We start from the raw sequence: 26752 nt of genomic DNA, 5'->3' as shown, positions 1-26752 counted from the left end.
TTAATCTTGTACTATTATTTGTTTACTACCACATTTTCCATGTTCCGGTTGTATAGTAACGTGATTGATTCCGAATTTGTGATATACAACCTCTTCTATTTCATCAAGAATGTTGTCAAACTCCGAAAGTTTGATGTCTTCATTAAAATCTACATGTGCCTCTAAGTGCACCTCATCTTCATTTAACTGCCAAATATGAATGTGATGAATATTTTTTACAGAGGTAATCTTACATACTTCTTCTACTATCTGTTTAACATGAATGGTATCTGGCGTAAAAAGCATAAGTACGCGTGTTGAATCTTTTAATAAATCATAGCCTACGAAAATCAAATAAATAGCAATAGCCAAGGTCAAGGCCGCATCTACCCAATATACCTCATAGAATTTCATTAACAACCCGCCTATAAGCACTGCCACAGATGCCAACATATCTGTTAACAAGTGTAAATAAGCTGATTTCATATTCATATTGCTCTTAGAATCTTTCTTAAGCAAGAGCACGCTAAAACCATTGGCTACTATACCTAATAATGAAAGCCATATAACTACGTTAGATTCTATTGCTTGTGGCTCAAAAAATCGTTCCGAGGCTTCCTTAATCAATATAAGTGCCACCATAATTAAAGTAGCTGCATTTACAAAAGCGGCAATGATTTCGGCACGTTTATAACCAAAAGTCTTATTCGTTGAAGCTTGTCTTTTAGACAATAAAGTGGCTATATAGCTAATAATAAGTGAAAGAACATCACTGAAATTATGTAGCGCATCTGAAAGTAATGAAAGACTTCCAGAAATTAAACCTCCAATTACTTGAGCAACCGTAATTAGAATGTTTAATAGGATGGATATAATTAAATTCCTTCCTTTTAAATTAGAATGACCATGGTCGTGTCCGTGAGAATGTCCCATTTCATATGGAAAATAAATGGTTTAAATTATAGATACGTAAAAACGACCAATAGCAGTCCTTATACTGTTATTGGTTTAAATTTTAAGTATTGTAAATAGTTGGATATTAAGGTGCTAAAAAAGCTATGGTCTGCCTAAAAGTAAGGCTTTGAGTACTTACTTACAAGGAATTTTTTCTATTCTTCTTTCGTGTCTACCACCTTCAAAATCTGTATTTAAAAATGTCTTTACCATTTCAAGAGCTTGGGATAAAGAAATAAACCTAGCCGGTAGACTTAAGATATTGGCATCATTATGTTCTCTGCTTAATTGAACTATCTCTTTTGTCCAACAAAGAGCACAACGTACTTGCTGGTGTTTGTTGGCTGTCATAGAAGCACCATTACCACTGCCACAGATAATAATACCAAAATTTACTTCACCTTTATCAACATCTAAAGCAACAGGGTGAACAAAATCTGCATAATCAACACTATCCGTTCCATCCGTTCCATAATTATTAACCTCTATATTCATAGATTTCAATAAACCTACAATGGCTAATTTATAGTCCGTACCTGCGTGATCGTTTCCAATAGCTATTTTCATTATACGTAATCTTGTTAGAACCTTTATTTAAATACGGTTTTACAGCCCTATAAAACCTTCTTATAGTTTACAAAGGTACAAATACTAGTACTTCACCACAACATACACAGTCCTCACAACATTAGTTTTATGTAAACACTTGTTCATTGTTAATTTGTTATTGTTAAAAGGTGTTTATATTGTTAATAACCTTGCAAAAGAAAGTAGATCATAAATTTTGATTTCTCGGTGGAATAGTACTCTACAAAACTAATCGCTAATTGAGAAAATTATTTTTACGCTTTTTATAAGACACTATCAAAATGTTATTGTACGTAGTTAACACTAAATTTACGTTTACTTATTAAATAATTTATGTTGATATCACTTATCAACGCATATTAATAATTGCGTTACAGGCCTGATTTTATGATATATTATAACTGTAAAGATTGTCAACAACTTATTAAAGTGGTTCAAAGCAACTATTTCTTCAAAATTTTATAAGCCTTATTAACACACTATAATAACCACCATTTTATTTTTTAAAATTTTAAAAGAAAAACAGATTATAATATAGTTGTTGATAACCTTGAATTTAGATCAAGGATGTTCAATAACAGAGGTAATGAATTATAATTCGTAATTTACCGTATAAATTAAAGATAGTTAATGTCAAAGAACAAAAAGAAAGCTCGTAACCATAGAACAAACGAGATAACAAAAGGAATCTTCACTGTATTAGAGAAAGATCCTAAAAAGAGTTTCAATTATAAACAAATAGCCGCTAAGCTTGGCCTAGATAATACACAAGACCGTAACCAGTTAATTAAAAGGTTAGGGCAACTTAAAGAAAAAAATAGAATACAAGAAGAAGGCAGAGGTAATTATATGGCTGTGGCTTCTACAAAAAAATACCAAACAGGTACTGTTGACCTTACCGGGCGTGGTAATGCCTATGTTGTCATAGAAGGTATGGAAGATGATGTCTTTGTTCACGCCAATAAAGTGAATAAAGCTTTTCATGGAGATACTGTAGAAGTATATATATTTCCAAGGAGAAAAGGTAAGAAACTGGAGGGTGAGATTGCTAATATTCTGGAACGTAAAAAGACTGAATTTGTTGGTATTGTAGATATACAAAAGACATTTGCTTTTGTACGCCCAACCGATTTTAGAATGTATAAAGATTTCTTTATTCCCAAGGATGATATAAATGGAGCTAATGATGGCGATAAGGTCATAGTTAAACTTGTTAATTGGGATAGTAAAGACGATTCTCCTACTGGAATTATTACTGAAGTATTAGGAAAACCAGGAGAACACAATACTGAAATACATGCTATTTTGGCAGAGTATGGTCTTCCATATAGCTTTCCTACGGAAGTAGAACGTTACGCAGACACGCTTGATACTTCTATTAAGGAAGAAGAAATAGCAAAAAGAAGAGATATGCGAGAGGTTTTAACCTTTACCATTGATCCAAAAGATGCCAAAGATTTTGATGATGCCCTCTCTTTTGAAGTGTTAGAGAATGGTAATTATGAAATAGGTATTCATATTGCAGATGTTTCTCATTATTTGGTACCTGATACTATTTTGGATGATGAAGCTTATGAAAGAGCTACCTCAGTGTATTTAGTTGATCGTGTAGTACCTATGCTTCCAGAAGTGTTATCTAACAATGCTTGTTCGTTAAGACCTAATGAGGAAAAATATACTTTTTCTGCCATTTTTGAGATGGATAAAGATGCGAATATCAAGAACCAATGGTTTGGTAGGACGGCAATAAATTCTAATGAACGTTTTGCTTATGAAGAAGCGCAGCATATTATAGAAACTAATGAAGGCAGTATTCCAAAAGAGATTTCTATTCGTGAGGATGCATATACCGTTCCAGAAGATGTAGTGAACGCTACTTTAGAGATGGATCGTATGGCTAAGATTATGCGTGGTAGACGTATGCAAGAAGGTGCTCTTTCTTTTGATAAGGTAGAAGTACGTTTTAATCTAAACGAAAATAGTGAACCTATTGGTGTATTCTTTAAAGAATCAAAAGATGCTAATAAGCTAGTTGAAGAGTTTATGCTTTTGGCTAACAGAAAAGTGGCAGAATTTATAGGAAAACAGAAGCCAAAGAAGACATTTATCTATCGTATTCACGATGATCCTAATGAAGATAAATTAATAGCCCTTAACGGTATTATTTCTAGGTTCGGGCATAAGTTAGACTTTAAAGATAAAAAATCCATTAGTGCGTCTTTAAATCAGCTTTTGAGCGATGTTAAAGGCAAAAAAGAACAGAACTTAGTAGATACGCTCACTATTCGTAGTATGAGCAAAGCCATATATACTACAGACAATATTGGACATTATGGTTTATCGTTTGATTACTATAGTCACTTTACATCGCCTATTAGAAGATACCCAGATGTAATGGTACATAGGTTATTACAACATTATTTAGATGGAGGCGCCTCGGCAAAAGAAGAAGTTTATGAACAGAAATGTAAACATTCTTCGGATATGGAGTATTTAGCTTCAAGTGCAGAACGTGATTCTATTAAATACATGCAGATCAAGTTCATGCAAGACCATCAAGATCAAGAATTTGTTGGGGTTATTAGTGGTGTTACCGAATGGGGTATTTATGTTGAAATCATAGAGAACAAGTGTGAGGGCATGGTCCGGATCAGTGATATAAAAGATGATTATTATACCTTTGACGAAAAGGAGTACGCAATTGTAGGAGAAAAGACAAAGAAAACCTATCAATTGGGTGACGAAGTTGTAGTTATGGTAAAGAATTCCGATTTAGTAAAACGTCATTTAGATTTCTCCTTATTGGGAAAGCATGAAGGATAGTCGTTTTTGGAACGGAATTTGTCTTTGAACTATCAAAATAACCTAAAAGGTACATTATGAAAAAGTTCGTTTTGCTTGTCATTTGTATACTTGGGCTCCAATTTAGTTTTGCCCAGGACGCTAAGATGACACAAGACCTAACCAAATTCTCAGAGGTTAAGGCTTTTGACGGTCTTTCTGTGACGCTTATTAAAGCTGATGTGAACAAAGCAGTCATATCTGGTGAGAATATAGATAAAGTAGCCATTGTTAATAATGATGGTGTGCTTAAAATACGCATGCAAATAGGTAAAATTTTTAGTGGATATAGAACCTTTGTAGAAATCTATTATACAGAAAATCTGATTGTAATAGATGTAAATGAAGATGCCCGGATAGCCTCTGAGGAACCTATTAAACAGGAAGTACTGGAATTAAAAGCTCAAGAAGGAGGTGAATTAGAAATTAATGCCGAGGTAGAACAGATGTTAATAAAGACGGTTACAGGAGGTATTATTTCTACTATTGGTTCTTCAAACTTACAAGATATTGTTATTAATACCGGAGGCATTTACGAAGGTAAAGAGTTCAAAACCAAATTTTCTACTATTAATGTTAATGCAGGGTCTAGAGCAGAAATTTTTGCTTCGGATTATGTAAAGGCAACCGTAAAGGCTGGTGGTGAGGTACTTGTATATGGTGATCCAAAAAAAATGGATGAAAAAACTGTATTTGGTGGCACCGTAACACGAATGTAACTGGTTTTGTATCCGGTTACGATCTCTTAACTTTGCATACCAAGCAGTACAAAACTGTGCAAGAGGTTTTATAACTACCATTTCTCCTCAAACTAATAACAGAAATACGCAGAATAACACATGTGGGAAGACATTCAGGCAGCGGTTCCTTTAGGCTTTTTATTAAGTTTTATGATCGGTCCTGTTTTCTTTGTGCTTTTAGAAACCAGTGCAATAAAAGGCTTTAGAGCTGCTATTGTTTTTGATTTTGGTGTTATTCTAGCAGATGGGGTTTTTCTTGTTGTTGCCTATTTTAGTAGTTTTCAACTTTTAGAAAATTTAAGTAATCAACCAGGGTTATATGTCTTTGGTGGTGTAATTCTTCTGGTATATGGTATTACTACTATTTTTAAAAAACCTCCCAAGCAAGTAGAAACTCATATAAAAGTTAAGAAAAGTGATTATTTAGGCCTATTCATCAAAGGATTTTTACTCAATTTTATCAATATTGGTGTTCTCGTATTTTGGTTAGGTATTATTATTGTTGTAGGTCCAAGTTTAGATAATGAACCTAACCGTATAGTAGTATTCTTTTCAACAATGGTAGGCGCTTATTTTGTAACGGACATTTTTAAAATTCTTTTAGCGAAACAATTAAAGCGAAAGCTCACTGTTCAAAGAATTTATTTGATAAAAAAAGGACTTGGTATTATTCTAGTTATATGTGGTATTGTACTCATAGTTAAAGGTTTTTTACCCAAAGACCAGTTTACTATTGAAGAAGGAATTGAACGTATGGAAAAGTTGCAGTAAAATGAAATAAACCCTTATTTTATTTGGGTTATGGAAAATAGCGGAATAAAAAAACCTTCGTAATTTACGAAGGTTTTTTGTTGAGGCATCGAGCAGATTCGAACTGCTGTACAAGCTTTTGCAGAGCTCTGCCTAGCCACTCGGCCACGATGCCATTTGCAGGTGCAAAGATAGTTTTTTTGATGGAAATGTTATTTTTACTTTACTTTTTTTTTACACTGGCTCATTATAGCTCGTAAGAAAATTTGTAAGTGTAAAGATTTGCAGATGTTTAGATAGTAATTTCAGATATTTAGAAGGTTACTTTTTTCGCTTTTCTTTTAAAACAATAGTTACCTTCTCTACATCACCACCAATAGGCGGGTTTATTTTGGAAACCTCAACTTCTGCTTTTTTTACGATTGCTATTTCTAAGAAAATACGGTCTATGATACGTTTACCAATATGTTCCAAAAGCTTAGAAGGTATTTTCATTTCCTCCTTTACAATATGGTTGATATGAACATAATCAACTGTATCAGTTAATTTATCGGAAATTGATGCTTTGGTCAAATCGGCATCAACAGACACGTTTACCAAATATTCACTCCCTATTGCGGTTTCTTCCGCTAAGCAACCATGGTGGGCATAAACCCTTATATTACTAACCTTAACCTTATCCAAAATTAAATATATTTCTGCAAATTTAATTGAAACAGCTGGAATAAAGATAGAAAGCTAAAAGGTAATTTTTAAGGCTATACTGATGTTTAAAATAGTTCTGTTTTTTAGTATGTACAACGACAGTTACTAAGACCTTGAAATAAATCTACACCTATGGTAACTACATGGGTACCTGTACTGTAGGTAAGTAATTCGTTAAGAATTATTTGATACGAATATCCAAAATAGAAATTATTTTTCTTTAGACCGGCAAAAGGGGCTACAAAGAGGGGACTACCTATTTGATCATTTAAGAAACGGTAGTTAACACCTGCATAGAAATAATCTTCAAAATTATACCATCTAAATTTTAAGTTTAAATCTGTTTCAGAACGACCATCACTTTCAAACATTTTGAATAATACAGAAGGTTCTATTTCTAGATCACTGTTCTTATTTTTTCTATAACGATATCCTGTATACACATAATAGTTTCTTAACTCATTAGGCTCATCGGCATTAAATGTAAAGCTACTAGGATCTTTTCCTAAAAGGTTAGAAGCATTTCCACTTATATAAAATTTACCATACCGGTACAACACACCTACATCAAAGTTATGATTGCTGGTTTGACGGTTGTTAATAACACCCGGATCAAGATTAGCATCCACAAATTTATCAATGTCTATTCTAAACTGGTTAAAATTGTATGAAAGACCAAATGAAAGAAATTCATCATCATATCTATCTAGGGTTAAGTGATGCGCGAAAGAAACCCTCGCACCTTGTTGTTTAGTATATCCGTTTTTATCATTATACAGGAATAGCCCTATACCTGATTTTTCACCCAGACGCATGTCTGCTGCTAAAGACTGTGTTTGCGGGGCATCTTTAATTCCCACCCACTGTGTAAGACCATTAAGTCTAATTTTTACATGATCGCCTATACCAGCATACACTGGAGATAGAACAAAGGGGTTATCTGCCAAATATTGAGTAAGTTGGGGCGAATTGAGCTCCTGACCTCTCGCAGTTATAATGCCCGATAAGAGCAGCAAGGTCCATATGAATTTGCGCATGGTACTATAGGTTGTAGGTTAAGTATTTTATTTAGCGATATAGGGTAAAGTGTCCAACGAATTCTCTGTCATCATTCTCTCCGTTTAGTTTGATTACGTACCAGTAATCTCCTGAAGGAAGTTCTTTTTGCAAGTAAAGACCATTCCATCCTGGATCACCGACACCCATTCGATACACCTCTCTACCATAACGATCAAATATGATGGTTAGTATCTCTGGGAAGCCTTCTTCATTTTTAGGTTTCCACGTGTCATTTTCCGCATCTCCATTTGGGGTAAAGAAATTTGGAATATCAATATCAATAAACTCCATAAAAATACTTGCTACTGCTTCACAACCATTTTCATCGGTTACGGTAACTATATAGGTATCAGTACGATTAATATAGAATGTATTGTCAGAACCATTGTTTTTATCACCAAAGGTTATCGTGTATTCACCTCTACCTCCACTAACGTTTGCCGTAATCTGGTTGATATTGCTTTGTTCTAAAGTAATAGTTAACGGTTGGTAATCTTCAATTTCTATGTCATAGGTTACAATACACCCATTGGCGTGCGATATTGATACATAATGAGTACCAGGTGTCAGATCCCTAAAGAATGGATTTAATTGCATTTCTGCTGGATCTGTAGTATCTACTCCATAAAGCACTTGTTCTGAGACACTTTCATCTTCCAATGTGATATTGATGTAGTTATTTGGAATATTTCCGTTACAACCATACACTGGTTCCACATTAGCATTTAAGTTCACACCAGGCTCTACGGTTACGGTCACATTTTCCTCACATCCATTGGCATCGCGTACAAATATGATGTATACACCTTCTACTAGATCTGTAAAGGATGTTCTATCTTGAACAAAATTAGTTTCGGTATGTAATCTGGAACTATAAGCACCTGTTCCACCTGAAATGGTAAGATCAATTGTACCATTTTCTTCACCTACGCATATTTCTGGTGTTGAGGTTGCTATAACTTCAATCACAGCTGGTTCATCAATAGTATATTCTAATTCTATGAAACATCCATTCTGATCTTGAGCAATTACTCTATAATCTCCAGGAGCAAGGTCTTCAAATGTATTTTCATCATCAAACTGATTAAGGTTTGGAGATATGGCATATTGATAACCTCCTGAACCACCGGATAAAGTAACGGTTATACTACCATCTTCTTCACCATTACAGGTTACGTTAATAACTTCATCGGTATATTCTAAAGCTGTTGGTTCAGAAATAACTACTCGTTCTGGAGTTGTTAGTCTACAATCTTGACTTGTTACATCTACGTAATAGGTATCTGCTGGCAATGCACTAAATATTCCATTGCTTTGTGGTCCTGCAATACGTGAAGCAACACTTAACGAAGCATCAGTATAAAGCGAATATTGATAGTTTCCTAAACCACCATCTGCAGTGGCATAAATGGTAGCGGTATTATCTCCATTACAATTAATTACCGCAGCAGTCTCATCTACAGTTAAAATTAAAGGATCAATAGGGTCTTCTTCAATAGAATTAGATTGAACAGCTGTACATAAGTTTACAGCATCTCTCACATAATAGCGATAGATACCAGCGCTTAACATACCGCTTAGAGGTAAATTAACACTGTTTCCAGGCATTGCTGTCCAACTTACGTTGTCTGTACTATACTCATAAAATCCGCTTCCTCCAGTGGCACTTAATTCAAATTCTACACCTGTTGTACATGTCAACGGGCTAGTTCTTATTAATGATGCCTCTACTTCTGTTGGGTTTACGATTTCAACAATGGTTGTTTCATCAGAACATCCAACTTCATCACTTACGGTAACACTATAGAAACCAGCAGCTAAATTGTTGAAATCACCTGTACTCTGCCCTACTGAAGTAGTCAATAGGTTACTTCCAGAAATATCGTTATAGACATTCAACTGATATACATAGGTAGGTGTAACATTTCTAGCACCTACTGTAGTAGATATACTAGCAGTATTTCCATTGAAACAAGATAAAGTCGTTGCTGTAATATCAGCTACAATATCATCAGGTCTAATCAAAGTAATGTTATCAGAGAATACACAAGAGAATGCATCTGTAACAGTCACATGAAAATCACCAGCCGATAAGTTTCTGAAAATAAAGGCTTCAACATTTGTCTCAGTATATACCGCAGAAGTAGTTGTGTTTTCTAAACGGATGGTATACGGACCTTCACCACCTGTTGGGTCTATTAATATTTCACCTTGATCATTAGTACAAGAAACATTGGCTTCTTCACTTATCGCAGCTGTTATTGGAGCACTTGGAGCCAATACAGTGATTACATTAGAATCGTCATCACACAAAGGTGCATTGGTTTCTGTAATTCGCACGTAATAGGTTCCTCCGGCTAAATTAGATATGGTTAAAGGAGTACTTGTATTACCTGTTCCACTAAATCCGGCACCAACTACAGGAATATCATTTATATCATATACTTGATAGCTATAAGGCCCAGTATAATTGTTAATAGTAACACTAAAACTTCCGTCATCTACACCATCGTTCAAACATTGTTCATCCGTTAATTTAGTAGCAATAACTTCAATAACATCTGGGTCAGCAATTGCATGAACCGTATTAATAACACAACCTGTATCTAGGTTGGTAATGCTTATACTGTAATTACCTACTTCTAATCCTGTAAAAGTTTCCGGATTATTAGTAGAAGCAATGGTCTGACTATACGTAACATTTATTCCTGTTACCGTATATTCTAAATTAGGTGTTGCACCAGAAGGGCTAACGGTTACGCCAACCTCTATTTCAGCATTGTTCAATGGGGAACAAGCGGCTTCTTGGGTAGTGGTTACAGTAGCATTGCTGATTTCTACAAAAGGTAAAACGGTATCAGTAGCTGAAAGTGCTGAACATCCTGCATCATCATAAACGCGTAATTCGTATGAACCACCTAAACCATCAGTTTCAAAATAAGTGGTGTTTGAACCATCTTGAACAACGCTTCCATCGCGAATGAATACATAACGAACAAAAGTTCCTGTTCCACCTGATGCGTTAGTGAATGATATACTGGCGTTGTTTCCGTTATTTCCAATAGTACAACCGTATTCAAGAATAGTGATTGGATCTACTGTGATAACATTTAATTCGGTAATAGTAACATCTGTTGTGATGGTACAGTTATTAGCACCTCTTGCCTCAATAGTGTATGTTATTCCTGCAACAGAACCTTCAAGTCCATCAAAGAAAGCTGAGGTTGCTGTTGAAGAAGTTGCTGCTATTGGGAAGGTAGCCGTACTACCAGGGCCAGTAATAATACTGAAGGTATATGGTCCTACTCCATTATCGGTTACACTCACTGAAATCGTTCCGTCATCTAAGCCATTACAAGTTACGTTGGTAGAAGAATCTACATTCATAACTGGAATCACGGCTGTTTCCAAACGTTGCGTGATTGTGGTACTACAACCATGATTAGGGTCTAAATCGGTAATTGTAAATACATAATCACCTACTTGGGTAAGGCCTGTAAAAATACCGGTGTTGTTGGTATCATCTACTGTGGCAGGAGCTGATAATGGATACTGTACGTCATATCTAAAGCTTCCAGAACCACCCGTTTGTGAAATGGTAATCTGTCCACCTGGATCTGTAGTAGAACAATCTATAGTTTTAACTACAGAAGCCAATGGTGAAATAGGTTCATGTAAATCAATGCTTGTACTTGTAGTACCTACACAACCCCACTGATCGCTAACAATTACTTGATACTCACCTGCACCTAAACCACTAAATATGGCTGAGGTTTGTATAGGTCTCATATCTTCAAAAGCAGAAGTACCTGTATTGAAGAACTGTAACTGGTAACTATAATTGCTACCTTGACCGTTCAATACGTTGATAACTTCAATTTCACCTTCTAAGTCGGTACAGTTAGGCTGATTGATTCTTAAATCTGCCGTAATCGGTGTTGGATCAGCCAGAACAACATCTGCCAATTGCTCAGCACATCCTCTAGAATCCATAACCCAAACTTGGTAGGTAGCCGCGGTTAGGTTTTCTTCTTTCTGGTTTGAAATATAACTAGCAGGGTCAGTAGTGTCAATAACTGGACCGGCCGCATCAAAGATGAGATACGAATAACCGCCCCATCCACCAGTAACATCGGTAATGGTAATGGTTCCGTTGTTACCTGGTACGCAAGTGATATCGGTAAATATCCTGTTTGCGCTAATTGGGTCACTAGGACCTGCAATGGTAAATAATTCAGAAGCTACACAAGAAGGATTACTGTCTTGGGTAACCTCAACGCGGTACTCGCCCGCGCCAATGGCGTAAGGTGTAGTGGGACCTACATTGGCCGAGGTTCCAGTTGCTGCAACAATGATAGTATCATCACCTGTGGCAACCGTACCTTGTGAATTATAAATTTGCCATGTGAAACCTGCAGCGTATGGATTGGTAACATCGCTTATAGTAAAGCTTACAGAACCATCGTCTCCATTGCAAACTACATCAACTGTGTCAGCTGTGATTTCAAATGTATTTGGATCTTCAATTTCAAAAGTGGTTTGTACAAAACATCCCGTATCCGTATTGGTTACGGTTACTTCGTAGTTTCCTACTCCTATTCCAGTAAATGAATTAGTAGGTTGATTTAAGTTGCTATATGCATTATCGGTTCCAACAACAGAATATGATAGTGTTGGTGTTCCTGAAGGTGGAGTTAAATCGACCCCTATTGAAACCACGGCATCATCTCCAGGGTTGCAGCTTACATCCGTATCAATAGTAACGGTAGGATTACTGATTTCAACAAAAGGAGCAATTGTTTCCGTAGTAGTACCAGAACAACCATTATCGTCATAAACGTTTATGGTATATGCACCACCTAATATATCAGTTTCAATATAAGTTTCATTAGAACCATTTTGAACCACAACATCTGCCTCAACAGCTACTGTATTAGGGTTGTCATTTTTAATGAATTCATAACGAACAAAAGTATTTGAACCTCCTGTAGCACTAGCAACTGAAATACTTGCATCATTTTGGTTATTTGCTGTCGTACATCCAAACTCTACGACCGCATCCATTGTTACAGTAATAGTTAATGGTTCAGCAATTTCAATGGGTGCACTATCGGTCGTACAGTTATTTGTGGTTGAATTTCCTCTAAGCGTAACTATATATCCAGCAGCAGTTGTTGTTGGCGCAAGCCCTGTAAATGTTGCTGTAGTATTTGTAAAACTTGTTGGATTGATGCTTGTTGCAGCACCATCCATTGAAGTAATTTCAAAAGTATACGGACCTGTTGCATTATCTATTGCCGATATTGTAATAGCACCATCAGAATCGCCTATACAGGTTACATCTGTTGCTGCAATTGTATTAACAACAGGCTCTATTCTAGTAGGAACATTAATTACAAACTCTCTATTACATGATAAGCTACTTGGTGTGTTGGTATCATAGATGGTAATTGTATAATCTCCAGCAGCAGGTGCTTGGTAATTAAACGGATTCCCAGGAACAACTGTTTGCGTAACTGCTGGGGCTCCAGCAGTATTTGTAATAGAGTACTCGTAGCTTCCTGAACCATCTAAAACTTCAATTGCGATTACTGCATCTGGGGATGCCGTACAATCTAATGTTTTTGTAAGTTCTGCTTTAGCCGATAACACAGGGTGAACAACAAAAGCCGATTGTGAGTTAGTACATCCGTTTCCGTCTATGATATATACATCATAAGAACCATCAGCTACATTTTCGAACAATCCAGCATTATCAAGATATGTTGTTGGTGCAGGGTCTCCCGCAGGCACAATAGCATAACGAATATTGCCCGCCGCTGAGTTTCCAACTACGGTAAGGTCTATTGGAGCGCTACAATTATCTTGGGTAATGGAATCAATTGTTGGGTTTGGTGATAAATCCAAAGTAACGGCGGCCATGGTAAATGAACAACCATATTGATCATTAATCGTAACTGTATAATCTCCTGCAGGTGAATTTACAGGAATCTGTACCGGATTGGTATTTGTACCTGTCAATGGGGTAAAGCCAGCAGGCCCAGTAACGTCAAAAGTGTATGGCGCTCCGCCACCACCGGTAATATTATCTATAGTAATTAGACCTGATAAATTACATGAGATATCGCGTGTAGCCGTTGCCGTTGCATTTAAAGCATTTAGTTCCTGAAGATAGGTATTTTCACTACCTCCTGTACAAGCGTCAGCATTAGAACCGTCTACCTGAATAACATCAATGTAGTATTCGCCTTCGCCAAGTCCAATTGTGGTTGTTATGGTATTGTTGTAAGGAACATTACCTCCACTGGTCTCAATAGGAGTTCCATTTCCTAATTCATACACCTCCCAGCGCATACTAGGGTATGACGTGGTAGGATTTAAATTAAAGGTGATAGAACCATTAGCAGCCCCGAAACAACTTGGTGTTATATCAGAAGTTATTTCAATAGGTAAGTTGATTCCAGGAATATCGTTTACGTTTACATTACTTTGTCTTATACAACCAGCACCATCTCTAACGTAAAATACGTAGGTACGTCCTGGTACTAATAGAGGTACTTCAGGATATTGTGGGGTTGTTGGGTCAATATTTTGAAAAGTGTGTGAGGTTCCACTAGGCAATGGTGCAGTCCACACATTGGGGTTCGAAACAAACGTATTAAAGTTAGCAGGATCGTCTGTATAAGTATACTCATATCCTGGAATTGGGTTACCCTCGCTACCCTCGACCGTAACACGAAGGTCATTACAACCTATAATTATTGCTGATAGGGTAATATCCAAATCATCTAACGGATAAGGAATTATATACCTATCAAAATCTCTCTGACAAATAGTTCCACTAGGCAAAGTAACTCTAATAGAAGGGAATACTTCTGTACCCGAATCAGTGCCTCTTAATTCATCTGAAAGCTGCCAAGAAGCACCGCCGTCATTACTATATTCTATAGTTCCACCAGCAGGAGCGGTTACATTATCGAACCTGAAACCGTATTCATTAGGATCAGGGTCATTACATGCTGCTGGTAAAATAGGAACGATATCCGCAGTTATTTCTGTGGCATTGTTTATTGTAATTGTGGCTGAGGTTACCGCACAACTGTTGGTATCGGTAACGGTAATTTCATAATCTCCTATCCCTATACCGCTGAAAGTTAATGTGGTTGTGGAAATATTGGTGTTGGTTGTTCCATAATCAATTCCATCAGCAGGAGTCAAATCTACTAATTGATACGTAAACGGACCTGTTCCTCCACCTACCGTAGCATCAATTGAACCTAAACCATCAAAACACTCAGGGTCGGTTGCTGTTCCGCTTGCGGTTAATGTGGCAACAGGAGTAAGTATAATATCTTCTTGTAGGAAAGAACATGATGGAGATGCCCCATTATTATCTAGAACATATACATCATACCCAGTTGGGTTGGCCGTAGCCATAGCGCTAGTAACGTTTAAGAAGTTAGTTGTTGAATAAAGGCCAGAAGGACTTGTATTTGCCGGTACAATGGCGTAAACCAAGGTTCCGTTTCCACCTGTGGCATTAACAGTAATTGAACCGTCATTACATGCGCTGATATCAACCACATCTACAGATACTACTAATTGTGGGTCTATGGTAATAGTTTGTTGGACAGCCGTACATCCATAAGCATCTCTCACATCTATGGTATAAGTACCATTGGCTAGATTGTCAAAAGTGTGAGTTGTTCCTGTAACTGGAGTTGCTGCTACAAACGGGCCACCATCAATTCTGAAACTGTACCCTCCATTGCCTGCTGTAACATCAACCTGTATTGAAGCATCATTAGTACCTGAGTAACAAGCTGTGGCAATGGTATCAAAAGTAGGTACTACTGGAGCGGTAACGGTAATTGCCGTATTTATTGGATCGCTACATGAATTTGTGTCTCTTACCCTTACGATATAATCGCCTGCAGGCACGCCGGCAAAAGTAGCTTCTGTTTGATAAGTTGTTATTGTGGTTCCTAAATCATCCTCTAGTTGGTACTCGTACGTTGGAGTTCCTCCTATTGCGCTAGCTGTAATAGTAGCACCTGTATTGTTACAAGTATACTGTTCTGTAATGCTTGCCGAAGCAACAATAGCATCCGGTTCGGTTAAAGTTTGATTTAACAGTACCGTACAACCAGGAAGACTGGCAACAGCATTGTCAACATCTCGTACTTCAATTGAATGTGCTTGTGCTGCAAGACCCGTAATTTGTTCTGCAGCTGTAAAAGGACCAACAAATGCAGCTCCGTTTAGGCTATATTCAAATCCTCCTGTTCCGTAATTATCGGCATTAATGGTAATAGTTCCTGAACTATCAGCATTACAATCCAGATTTTCAAAAGCGGTAATCGAAGCTTCAAAAGCATAGCCGTCCTCAACAATTACAGTTGTATCAACCGTACAATCACTACCATAGTTAACAACAATAGTATGACTTCCTATTGCTACATCGCTAAATAAATTTGGTGTTTGAGCCGTTGCTCCATCTATACTGTATGTATACGAAGCATCGTTAGGTAGAACGGTTATGTTTCCTGTTCCATCACAGTTATAAGTAACTGAGGTAGAAAGTGTTGGTTCTGTTGGTAATGGAGCAATTATAACATCGGCCAAAGTAAGCTCACATGAAGTAGCATTGGCATCCCTAACCCGAATGCTGTAGGTACCATCGGTTAAACCAGAGAAAGTATGCACTCCTGTTGAAGAAGAAGCGGTCCAAGCACTCCCGTTTATGCTATACTGATAATCTCCAGACCCACCTGTTGTTGGAGTAACGTTACCAACAGTGATTTCACCGTCAACAAGACAGGTATAATTTTGTGTAATACTCGCTTCTGCTACCAATTGAGATGGTTCCGTAACAACTACATCTTGAGGCGTAGTTTCACAATTATTGGAATCTCTAACGCGTACAGGATAGGTTCCCGCACTAAGGTTAGGGAAACTATTTTCGGTTACATAGGTAGTCCCGTTGTCAATACTGTACATGAACGGTGCGTTTCCGCCAGAATCTACAACTACTGAAATTGCCCCGTTTGATTCTCCAAAACAAGTTACAGCGGTTGGCGTAGGTGTAATTGCAATAGGAGCGTCTTGGTTTACAGTAATCGTGTACATGGCAGAACAGTAATCTGCTCCCCCACTATTGTCACGTACATACACATCATAATCTCCAGCAGCCGAAACTGTAACAGGATTTGTTGTATTAAAATCTCCGTCAAGAACTGCAGTGCCGTTAGTTACAACAGCAAATACATAGTTGTTGTCTCCACCTGAAGCAGAAATAGTGATATCTGTATCAGTTGCACAGGCTGTAATTGTTGGAGCCGAAGCACTGACCGTTAGTTGAGGGTCAATTGTAATATTTTGCAAAACTCCAATACAACCAAATCCGTCTTGAACATTAATGGTATAAGTGCCGTTTGAAAGACCGCTAAAAGTGTGTGTTGTGCTGTTTGCTGGAGTTGGGCTAACCCAAGGATTACCGTTTATGCTAAAAGTATAATCTCCATTTCCGTCTGTAACATCTACTTGAATCGTAGCGGTATTTCCACCAGGATAACAGGCGGTAGGCGTAACATTAAAAGTAATCGGGTTTGCAGCGGCAACTGTCAATGCAGCATTAATTGCATCTTCACAGGTATTGGCATCTCGTACTTTAACAATATAGTCTCCAGCTGCTAATCCAGAAAATACCGTATTTGCTCCGTTCGTTGCATAATCAAAAGTTCCAACAATAGCGCCTAGATTATCTTCTAATTGATACTCATAAGCTGCAGTACCGCCAGTAACACTAGCGGTTATAGTTGCACCGCCATTGGTACAACTTAATTCGGTTGTAATTGAAGCAAATGCTTCCAGTGCATCAGGAGCGTTTATTGTTTGTGTCAGTGTTCTTGAACATGTTGTTTCATCCGCTTTTCTTACCACTAAGGTATGTGAACCGGCACCAAGGTTGGATGGAGAGGTTACAGGTGATAAAGTTGAGGCAATAAAAGCACCTCCATCTATGGAATATTCAAATCCGGCAGCATTAAAATTCTCTACCTCAAAGGTTATTGATCCATCGTTTAATCCATTACAACTTACATCCGTAGAACCAGTAATATTTGCGGTAAATACGTTACCAGCAACAACGGTTACAGCAGTTTCAACAGTTTGCTCACAAACTTCAGGTACTTGATGTATCACTATATCATCAAGTGCAAAATCATTACCGCCATTTCCGTTGACTTCAGATCTTATTACAAAATCCAGAGTTGTATTTGCTCCTGGATTAAGGGTTGCCGTGAACTCTACCCAATCACTAGATCCCGTATTTTTTGCAATTTCGCCGGTTCTTATAGATTGAACAACATTTGTTGTTCCTGTCTCTCTTATTTCTACGGTCAAATTTGGATCAAGACCACCAGTGCCTTGCCGCAGGAGGTTCATAACGTATAGTGTAACACTTAAATCTTGATTAGGTATTACATCATTTATCTGTTTTGAGTAGATTATTTGAGTTGGAGTTGGTGTACCCACATTCATTACTAAATAGCGGCCTTGACCTGTACGTGTACCAGAAGTATGGTCTATTGGGTTGATCCATGTGCCAAAGGGGGCAACAATGTCACTTGTTACCGTGTATTCAAAATCATTTACATTACTGTTAGAATCTCCTGGTGCATTGTTTGTTTGATCTTCGTAGGTATACCCGTTGGTATTTGGGCTAGGAATAGTCGTTCCACTACCAAAATCTTCAGCCAATAATAAACTTGGTGTTGGTGGTGTTTGCGATGTATAATTTGTACTTACCGTATAAGTTCCTGGTCCCACATTTAGAAAAACGTTGCTCGTTGGGTCCGGGGAATTTACTACACCATCTAAGGCATAGGTATAATTGTATGTTGTAATATTTGGCGTAGCAGTTACTGTGGCCAAGCCGTCACAGTCATAACTTACTTCTGGTGTAAGCGTTACTTCTGGCTCGTCTGGTACGTCTTCTACAGTAACGTTCATTGGGAATTCACAAGAACCATCAGTTACGATTACCGTATAATCACCTGGAGGAAGCGTTGCTGTGCTAGAAGCTCCATAAGTTGCGCCGCCGTCAAAACTATATTGGTATGGAGAAGTACCACCTGTAACATTTGTTACTCTTACTTCAGCACCATTAGGGTCACAAGTAGCGTCTCTTGAAACACCTGCGGAGGCACTTAAAGGAAACGGCTCAGTTAAGTCTACTGTTTGTGAAAAGCTACAACCAGATGAATCCGTTACAAAAACTTCATAAGTACCAGCAATAAGGTTTACAAAATTTGGTGTTCCTTGCGTAGTTGTTCCTCCATCAATACTGAACTCGTATGGTGCTACACCACCAGTGGTGTTAATTGTTATTGCTCCATCTGAATCACCACTACAGGAGGGTGCGGTTTCTGTAATGGAATCAAGGGTCATTGCCCCATTGTCGCTAATTGTTACTTCGTTAGAAAATGCGAAACAGTTGTTAGAGTCTACAATTACAAAAATATAGTCTCCGTCTTCGCCTGCAAAATATTCATCAATATCATCGGCGTCAGTATCTCTCCATCCAAAAGAAAAAATAGGGTTGGTGTCATATGCATCTCCTGGAATAGAAGTTACATCAGCATATAAATTTGTTCCGTTTTTGCTCCAAATGGCATATGAATAATCAGGATTTGGAAGTCCACCGGCACCTGTAAGCTCAATAGTACCTGCAGTACAACCTATGTTTCTTGTTGTAACAGCCAACACGGTTGGATCTGGAGTACGGGTTACGGTAACATCTTCTGTATAGAAACATCCATCTTGTGAAGATGCTTCTATAGTATAATCTCCGGCATTTACATTGAATGAGTGCGTGTTATCTGATTGAGCGGTTTCGTCGTCTATCAAGGTTCCGTCACTTCTTCTTAAGACGTAGGTGTAATTAGGTTCAACATTAAGAATATCAATCTTAATAATACCTTGAGCATTACAATTAGAAGGTGTAGTTGTTACATCTACTTGAAAGTCTCTATCTAAAATTCCTATATCTGGAGTATTGAATATACAAGCGTCCGGAATAGGGTTTCCTGAGCTGTCTAATTGAGTAACATCAACTCTATAAGCTCCATTTGTAGCAATATCAAAACTTGGCCCGTTGTTAGCACTAAATGGGACTACAATAGTATTGTTAGCCACATCTACCAATTGGTAACCGTAGTTACTACCTAAATTGGTTATGGTAATGTTACCATTCGTGTTACAAATAATGTCCCTGTCATTGTAAAGAATGTCTAAGTTATTCTGAAAAACGTCAAAATAAAATCTACTAAAACACCCATTGGTATAATTTATGACCAAACGGTATTTTCCTGCTGTATCAGCATCATAATTGCTTCCTGTGGCAACTTCGTTCCATGTACAGGTTAGGTTTTTATTGGCACAATCATCCGGGGCGGCAATACAGCTACCTTCATCTAGTTTTTCCCAAGAAATACTCTGTGCGTCTAGTATATTTAAACGAATAGGCTGTATATCTGCTGAGCCACAAAGGAAAAACTTAGGTAGTAAATCTCCATCAATACTACACTGTACAATTTCACCTTGAATATCATTGGTTGGATCCGCATCGCTATTGGTATCGTTAAAATAATCTACAAGCGGATTGGTCTGGGTAGTGCCATACCTTTCAACAATCATTATTTCTTTGAAACCCTTACAAGGATCAGCAACTATTTTGTCTACAATGTAGGTGCCAACTTCGGTTACTTCTAAAGTACTTTGGTCAGAATCAGGGTCGCCATCATTTAAAACAGGGTCAGAAGCATCAATTTGTCCATTGCCGTTTTCGTCACGAACCCAAATGTAATCGTCAAAATTATCACCAGCATCTAAAACTGCGCTTAGACCACAGAGTTGAACGGTTCTCGTGAAATTACAGTCAGAAAGATCATCTAATAAAAAGTTAGTCGCACCTGGAGTAACAAAACCACAATTATCAAAATCAGATACACTAGGATCATCAGTAATTTGGTTATCGTTTATTCTTCCCTGATAAGTAGAATAAGCCAAATTTTGAATAAGATCGGTACACGCATCAATAAAGTCAAAGCAGTTTTCCGCCACTTGAACACGCATACGTATTTGTCCAGGGGTATCACCTATTTCTACAAAACTGTTAGGAATGAAAAAATCTACCTCTCTGGTTGCTGGGTCATAGGTGTATGTGGTTCCAGTTGGCATGTCTAGATTTGCCTCATCTAACGTGACATTTATGGGTAATATATCACGAATGGTATAATTTACCGCGTCATCGTTTCCGGTGTTTTGAAACGTAAGCACATAGTCTAAAATTTGACCTAGATTAACACCTAGACCGGTTATGTCATTTCCTGCAATATCTTCTACCTTTTTTTCTAGAACAATATCCGGTTCAATAATTTCTATATTGAACGAGTTGAAAAACGGATAGTATTGGTCACCATTAGTTTGAAATCTAAAAGTAGCAGCTGTTTCGTTATTTGGTATAACGGAATTGGTAGGGTTATTTAGATTAAATATGTCGCTATCAAAACCTAAGGTATTTAGACTGAACGGGTTTCTATTTGTGGCATGAGTACCATTACGAGTAATGTTACTATTAAAGAAATTATTTGATGGATTTGTACCATTGCTCAGAGTAGTAAACCCACCGTTACTTGCAGCGCTGATTCTTAATCTATCACCGGTAATTCTAAAATCACCTTCCAGTGAAGCTGCTCCAATGTTGGCATTTACCGGGCCTACAGGAATTGTATTAAAGCCAGAATAATTTATGTTGATGGTGTCTGAACCTGTAACGCGGGCAAAACCATCAAAAGTAGTAATGAGTTTACCACTTGTATTGGGATTTTCATAAACAATTACTAAGGTCCAACCACCTGCTGCACCACCGGTCATTATTCCTGATCCGTTTGGGGCAATACCATACCCTTCGGCACTTGGGACGTTTGCTATGGTATAATCTCCCTCTGGGTTTGCCAAGGGAGTTATTAAACTGGTTACATCTGCGTAACAAGCGTAGGGTGCGTTTGCACTGAGCGCTGTGTCAGTTAAACCGTCATATAATATTTCATCCGCGGTAATATCTACATAGGTACCACCGGGAACTTTAAATTTTATCTCATCAATTTCATAATCTCTAGGCGTGCCCACTGGGTCTGCAGTATCATCTCGAGGATAGGTTGCTGACCAGTAAAGGCCTGCATATCTAATAAGATTACAGTCGGCACTTGGAAATGTAAATGTTGCGGTACTAGAACTAAAGGTATTCGTGTCCGTATCAACATCTATGTACCGCATATTTTTACGGTCATTATAATTGTAATACCCTCCAGTTTCAGTATTTCTATTACTGGATGGCCAATAGTTTCCATTGGTGTTGAGGTTATCGTAAGGGTCTTCCGGGCGTCGGCCGGGAATATTTTCATCTCTATTTAGTATACTATTAGAGATAAAGGTCAAGTCTCCCTTTATATTGGTTTGATACCTGAAATTTTCCCCGGATGGGTAGGTTCTCGTAAATGCTTTATATTCTTGTGAAAATCCCGCATATGCTAATAAAAACAGAGCGCCCGCAAGTATTTTTTTTAAGGATTTTGGTATCATTAGGCCAGTAGATTTGGTCTGACGCGCATAATCCACATTTTGTCGTTGTACGCATCGTTCAGGTTGGTATAGTAGGATAACAGGGCATTGTTCCAAGATTGGTGTCTTTTCAGGTAAACATACCTCCAGTTATTTTCAGGGTTTATGAAGTAACTGGCACTAAGCCCGTAAGAATTTAAAAGTTTTACAAAACGGTTTGCGTTTTTGGGATTTGCAAACACGTTAGCTATGATATAGTAGCCAGAACCAATACCATCAATCTTATGTGTTTTAGGGTCTAACTCGTTAGATACCATTTGGTCTTTTACAACCGTGTTGGTACGTAGTACATCTGTATCGTATTTGGCCGACTTTTCTTTTAATTTGTCTACATTAGAAGCATAGGCTTCGTTTGTATACCGGTTGTCAACATCCATAATCCAAAGCGGACCGTCATAGGTGCCGTTCATATTACTATTGTGAGCGGCTACTGCTTCATCCCAAGTGTCATAGCGTTGTAAATACACATATTTTAATCCATTATCAGGATTGTCAACATAGTTAGAAGAGAAACCGTCATTATTTAGTTTGTTCATAAACTTGTCCATGTACTGCCCACCTTTATATACATTAGCTACTACATAATAACCGTCTTGAACATTGTCTAAGTTTTTGAATTTTCTGCTTTTTACATTACTTCTATCTGCAATTTTAGAGGTTGAAGATGTTTTCCCAACGGCTGAGTTTTTTGTATTTTGAATCTTATCTTTTGCAATTGCAGGCCTAGATTTCTTAGGTGTGTTTTGAACTAAAGTTGCTGTTCCAGCATCTGTAGTTGATGTGTTTTTATTTGATGTACTGTTTGGTATAATAATGTCTTTTTCTGTGGTAGTGTTAGCTACAGCAGGACGGTCATTAGTTCCCATAAACAACCTTTCGGCACGGTCTTCTAAATCAGGTCTTTCACCACTGGTTTCATTACGAACCATACTCATTACCATATTAAAGCGCCGCTCTAAATCTTTTTGACGATCATTTTCTATGGAATCTTGACGGAACATGAGCTCTTGAATAATAGCATCGTTCTCCGCCAGCTTACGTTTAAGCTCTTCTATCTCTTCATTATCTACTAGGTCATTTTTGTCTACTTCTTCGTTTTCAACCAAAGAGTCTTCATAGTCATCTTCTAACATTACACGGTCTTCGGTAAGGTTTGGAGTAAAGGAGTATGCAAATGATATTTCATGAGTAACACCAAAATTATTGAAGTCGGTTCCAAAGCCTTTTTCCATGGTATAACCTAATGAAAGTCTTTTATTGATATTGAAACCTGCACCTGCAGAAGCACCATAAAAACTATCATAACCCGCTTGTAACCATCCAAGTTTTGGTAAATCTAATATGGCACCACCGCCGTACGATAAATCTTGGGAATCATCAGCAGATGATAAACGGTTTTGACCGTTCATGCGTACTCTAGCAATAGGCATTAAACGACTACCCTCCATAATACCATCACTTTTATCAAACCGATGAGTATATTGTAAGTGGCTAGAATAGGTTTTGTCAGCGAAGTCAGTAAGAGACTCGCTTGTTTTTAGATTATAATCAAATAGGTTTTCAGCAAAAACACCAAAATCTATATTACCATAAGAGATGTTGAAACCAGGCTGAAATGAAAGAACGTTACTGTCTTCGGTTCCACTTAAACTGTAATCATTAATATCTATAACATCAATACTGTTTTGGTCTAGACCCGTACTATAGTAAGCTAAGTTTGCACCAAATGTAAAATTACTCTTGTCACTAAGTTTTATGCCGTAGGCATAATTAGCCAACGCACCAATATTTGATACTGCACCTACACTTTGTGTGTATAAGCTAAGACCTAAACCGCTCTTATCGCCTATTCTACCGCTATAACTTAAGAAATAGGTTTGATCATTATCCTTAAATTGTACCGATTGGTTTCGGTGCAAAAGATTAACGTAAGACTTGTCTTCCTGAACTGTTGAAAACGTTGGGTTTATCAAAAATCTATTGAACTTTAATAGATTCTGAGATGCCGGACTGTATAACAATACAGGGTCATCTTCTTGTGCCTGAACGTTTGCAAACGTAAAGGCGGCCAGTATTATAAGCGCTATGTATTTTACAAATTTCATGGTTGGTTGGGGATTATCTTATAACGGTTACAGTACCTTGTTTCAATGTTTCACTATCGTTTTTGATTACATAGTAGAAAACCATGTTTTGTTTAGCGAAGCTCATTGATGACTCTGGCCAGTTATTTTGGTAATTGGTTGAGTTAAGTACTTCCGCACCGTTGGCATTATATATAATAACACGAACGTCAGATTTGTTAGAATATGAATTTGGTATAATCCATTGGTCATTGGCTCCATCACCGTTAGGTGTAATAACGTTAGGTATATTAAAGAGGTCTAAGTAGGTTACTGTAATGGGTTTACTAATTTCACAGTTATCAATATTGGCAATTAATAAGTAGTTACCTTCAGTAGTAAATGTGGCCGAAGAAGAACCGCTAATTTCAATATTATTAGCATCTAACCATCTGTAAGCTGTTCCTCCGCTAGCGTTTACGGTTTTAGAACTTCCTTCTGGGAAAATAACATCGCCATCAATATCCAAGGTAATTAGGTCTGGATTAAGAGGGGTTATACTAATTTCATTAGATATTTGAGAACAAGTCCCTTTTTGTATTATTAAACGGTATGTACCTTGTTGGGTGACGGATAAAGATGCATCTGTTGAGTTAATGGCTTCTCCATTCAGTTCCCAACTAAAGGTTTCAGAAGATAAATCTGTTGTAGTAGATATCGTAATTATATCGGAAGAGCTACAATATACCGTACTTGTACTACTAATTGAAATTGCCGCACTTCCTAATTGTACTGGTAATTCATTAGAGGTAGAAGTCATTCCACCAAGCTCTGTATTAACAGTATATGCTCCATTTTCATCACTGCTAGTTAAACTAATAGATTGTGAGGTTTCGCCAGTTGCGTTAGCACCATCTTTTTGCCATTGGTATGTGAAAGAAGAAGCAACATCTGAGGTTACGTCTACTTCAGTTCCATCGCCTAAAACAGCGTATATTTTATCAGCAATTAAAGCTATACTTGTACTGATACATGACTCATATGAAGTGGCATATGAAATTTCAGTTCTGAATGCTGTTGGAGCAACAACCTCTGTATTTTCAGAATTAATTGTTGTAGATGCGCAAGTACCTCCAGTTTGTGTAACTGCTGCATGATAGGTGCCAGCCTGGCTAACTGTTAAGGATGTATTGTTTGAGCTAGGTATTGGAGTACCATTTCTAAACCATTCATAAGTTGGTGAGTTGGCATTTGTAGTAATACTTAAAGTTTGTGTTTGCGATGGTAGTATTACAATGTTAGCGTTATTGTTTCTTGTAACCGTAAATGCTCCAGCATTAGTAATTGTAATTGCAGTAGAGGTTTCTGTACATATTCCTGATCCTTGTACTCTAACGGTATAGTCGCCTACAAAAGCAGGATTGTTGGTATCAATAGTATAGGTAAACCCTCCTGTTTGGGAAGCTTGTACTTCTGCACCATCTTTATACCATGTATATATGTAACTACCATCTTGTACATTTGCTTCTAAAGGTGCAACTGTATCACCGGCACATAATGCGGTGGCCGCTGGAGGGTTAATGGCAATTCCTGTGCTTGTACCCGAATTAACAACAATATGGTTGGACTCTGTATTTGCAGACCCTGTACAATCACCGTAATCTATAAAAGCAAAATATTCACCTGTGCCATCGGTTACTATAGATGGTCCGGTTTCAGAAAGTTTGGTGCCACTTCTATACCAAGCATACTGATAGGTATTTAACTCGGAAGAAGGGATGTTATCAACGGTTAAGGTGATTTGTGTACTTCCACAAGCCTGAACGCTCCCTGGAGTAGTTCCATCTCCATTGGGACTCATATGTAGGTTGGTATCAAAACCTAAAAAGTACATTGAGTATCCTGGTGAAGCTGGACTTGTTGAAGCTGGGCTTGTGCTTTTAACGCGCATCATATAGTTTGCCCCTCTAGTATTTGTGGGAAGGCTAAAGCTTGTTGTAAATTCTGGGTTACTATTTTGGTCAGTAACTGTTGATAGTTCTAAAGGACTAGAAAAAGAACCATTGGCATCTGATAACTCTAAAATAAATTCGTTGTCTGAGTTTGCAGCCCCAGCCCATTCTATGGAAACAAAGAATTCATTGAAATCGGTATCGGCACATGCCCTTGGCCAGGTGTTTGTTCCTGATAAATTTGGGTTGTCTGCTGGCACTGGAGCCTGTAAGGCAATCTGTGCGGAGATTTGTGTTGTGAGGAGCACTAGAAGTGCCGTCAAAATTGTTTGCGGAATGTTGATTCTTTTCTGTCTCATAAGTAGGCGTAGTTTTGGGTTTACTACAGGTTTCAATGTCAGATTTGGGAAATGACATGAGAATACATTAGCAAATA

General features: G+C 37.6%; 10 protein-coding genes and 1 tRNA gene. 3 read left to right on the top strand and 8 right to left on the bottom strand.

What is annotated here, in order from left to right:
* Positions 1 to 912 carry a cation diffusion facilitator family transporter gene (locus tag IWC72_RS06195; RefSeq protein ID WP_194525345.1) on the bottom strand — a complete coding sequence of 304 codons (912 nt, stop codon included), beginning with the start codon at positions 910 to 912 and terminating at the stop codon, positions 1 to 3.
* Positions 913 to 1068: 156 nt separating this feature from the next.
* Positions 1069 to 1500, bottom strand: coding sequence for an RpiB/LacA/LacB family sugar-phosphate isomerase (locus IWC72_RS06190; protein WP_194529183.1), 432 nt, complete (start codon positions 1498 to 1500; stop codon positions 1069 to 1071).
* A gap of 651 nt (positions 1501 to 2151) precedes the next feature.
* Here IWC72_RS06190 and rnr point away from each other — a divergent pair.
* From rnr to IWC72_RS06175, 3 genes are all read left to right on the top strand, one after another.
* Complete coding sequence (gene rnr, locus IWC72_RS06185; RefSeq protein WP_194529182.1) at positions 2152 to 4344, top strand: ribonuclease R; 2193 nt, start codon at positions 2152 to 2154, stop codon at positions 4342 to 4344.
* 56 nt (positions 4345 to 4400) lie between these two features.
* On the top strand, positions 4401 to 5081 hold the full coding sequence (locus tag IWC72_RS06180; RefSeq protein ID WP_194529181.1) for a head GIN domain-containing protein: 681 nt from the start codon (positions 4401 to 4403) through the stop codon (positions 5079 to 5081).
* A 120-nt stretch (positions 5082 to 5201) separates the two neighbouring features.
* On the top strand, positions 5202 to 5873 hold the full coding sequence (locus tag IWC72_RS06175; protein ID WP_194525341.1) for a LysE family translocator: 672 nt from the start codon (positions 5202 to 5204) through the stop codon (positions 5871 to 5873).
* Between the two features lie 83 nt (positions 5874 to 5956).
* On the opposite strand, the gene IWC72_RS06170 is transcribed toward IWC72_RS06175, so the two are convergent.
* The 6 genes from IWC72_RS06170 to IWC72_RS06145 form a co-directional block, all read right to left on the bottom strand.
* A tRNA-Cys gene (locus IWC72_RS06170) sits at positions 5957 to 6027 on the bottom strand.
* Between the two features lie 146 nt (positions 6028 to 6173).
* Positions 6174 to 6536 carry a dihydroneopterin aldolase gene (gene folB / locus IWC72_RS06165; protein WP_194525340.1) on the bottom strand — a complete coding sequence of 121 codons (363 nt, stop codon included), beginning with the start codon at positions 6534 to 6536 and terminating at the stop codon, positions 6174 to 6176.
* A gap of 104 nt (positions 6537 to 6640) precedes the next feature.
* Positions 6641 to 7594 carry a PorP/SprF family type IX secretion system membrane protein gene (locus IWC72_RS06160; protein WP_194525339.1) on the bottom strand — a complete coding sequence of 318 codons (954 nt, stop codon included), beginning with the start codon at positions 7592 to 7594 and terminating at the stop codon, positions 6641 to 6643.
* Between the two features lie 31 nt (positions 7595 to 7625).
* Entirely contained in the window at positions 7626 to 22262 is a 14637-nt protein-coding gene (locus IWC72_RS06155; RefSeq protein WP_194529180.1) for a T9SS type B sorting domain-containing protein, read from the bottom strand.
* Positions 22262 to 24406 (bottom strand): PorP/SprF family type IX secretion system membrane protein, encoded by a 2145-nt coding sequence (locus IWC72_RS06150; protein WP_194529179.1) that lies wholly within the window; start codon positions 24404 to 24406, stop codon positions 22262 to 22264. Before IWC72_RS06150 ends, IWC72_RS06155 begins: the two co-directional genes overlap by 1 nt.
* Positions 24407 to 24419: 13 nt before the next feature.
* Complete coding sequence (locus tag IWC72_RS06145; RefSeq protein ID WP_194529178.1) at positions 24420 to 26675, bottom strand: T9SS type B sorting domain-containing protein; 2256 nt, start codon at positions 26673 to 26675, stop codon at positions 24420 to 24422.
* Between the last annotated feature and the right edge of the window lie 77 nt (positions 26676 to 26752).

Source organism: Zobellia roscoffensis (assembly GCF_015330165.1).
GTDB classification, from domain to species: domain Bacteria; phylum Bacteroidota; class Bacteroidia; order Flavobacteriales; family Flavobacteriaceae; genus Zobellia; species Zobellia roscoffensis.
The sequence above is the reverse complement of the archived record's forward strand: the minus strand, read 5'-3'. Positions and strand labels throughout refer to the sequence as shown.

Excerpts from the sequence above, each read along its gene's own strand:
- IWC72_RS06195 (WP_194525345.1), bottom strand. The coding sequence starts at position 912 with ATGGGACATTCTCACGGACACGACCATGGTCATTCTAATTTAAAAGGA.
- IWC72_RS06190 (WP_194529183.1), bottom strand. The coding sequence starts at position 1,500 with ATGAAAATAGCTATTGGAAACGATCACGCAGGTACGGACTATAAATTA.
- rnr (WP_194529182.1), top strand. The coding sequence starts at position 2,152 with ATGTCAAAGAACAAAAAGAAAGCTCGTAACCATAGAACAAACGAGATA.
- IWC72_RS06180 (WP_194529181.1), top strand. The coding sequence starts at position 4,401 with ATGAAAAAGTTCGTTTTGCTTGTCATTTGTATACTTGGGCTCCAATTT.
- IWC72_RS06175 (WP_194525341.1), top strand. The coding sequence starts at position 5,202 with ATGTGGGAAGACATTCAGGCAGCGGTTCCTTTAGGCTTTTTATTAAGT.
- IWC72_RS06160 (WP_194525339.1), bottom strand. The coding sequence starts at position 7,594 with ATGCGCAAATTCATATGGACCTTGCTGCTCTTATCGGGCATTATAACT.
- IWC72_RS06155 (WP_194529180.1), bottom strand. The coding sequence starts at position 22,262 with ATGATACCAAAATCCTTAAAAAAAATACTTGCGGGCGCTCTGTTTTTA.
- IWC72_RS06150 (WP_194529179.1), bottom strand. The coding sequence starts at position 24,406 with ATGAAATTTGTAAAATACATAGCGCTTATAATACTGGCCGCCTTTACG.
- IWC72_RS06145 (WP_194529178.1), bottom strand. The coding sequence starts at position 26,675 with ATGAGACAGAAAAGAATCAACATTCCGCAAACAATTTTGACGGCACTT.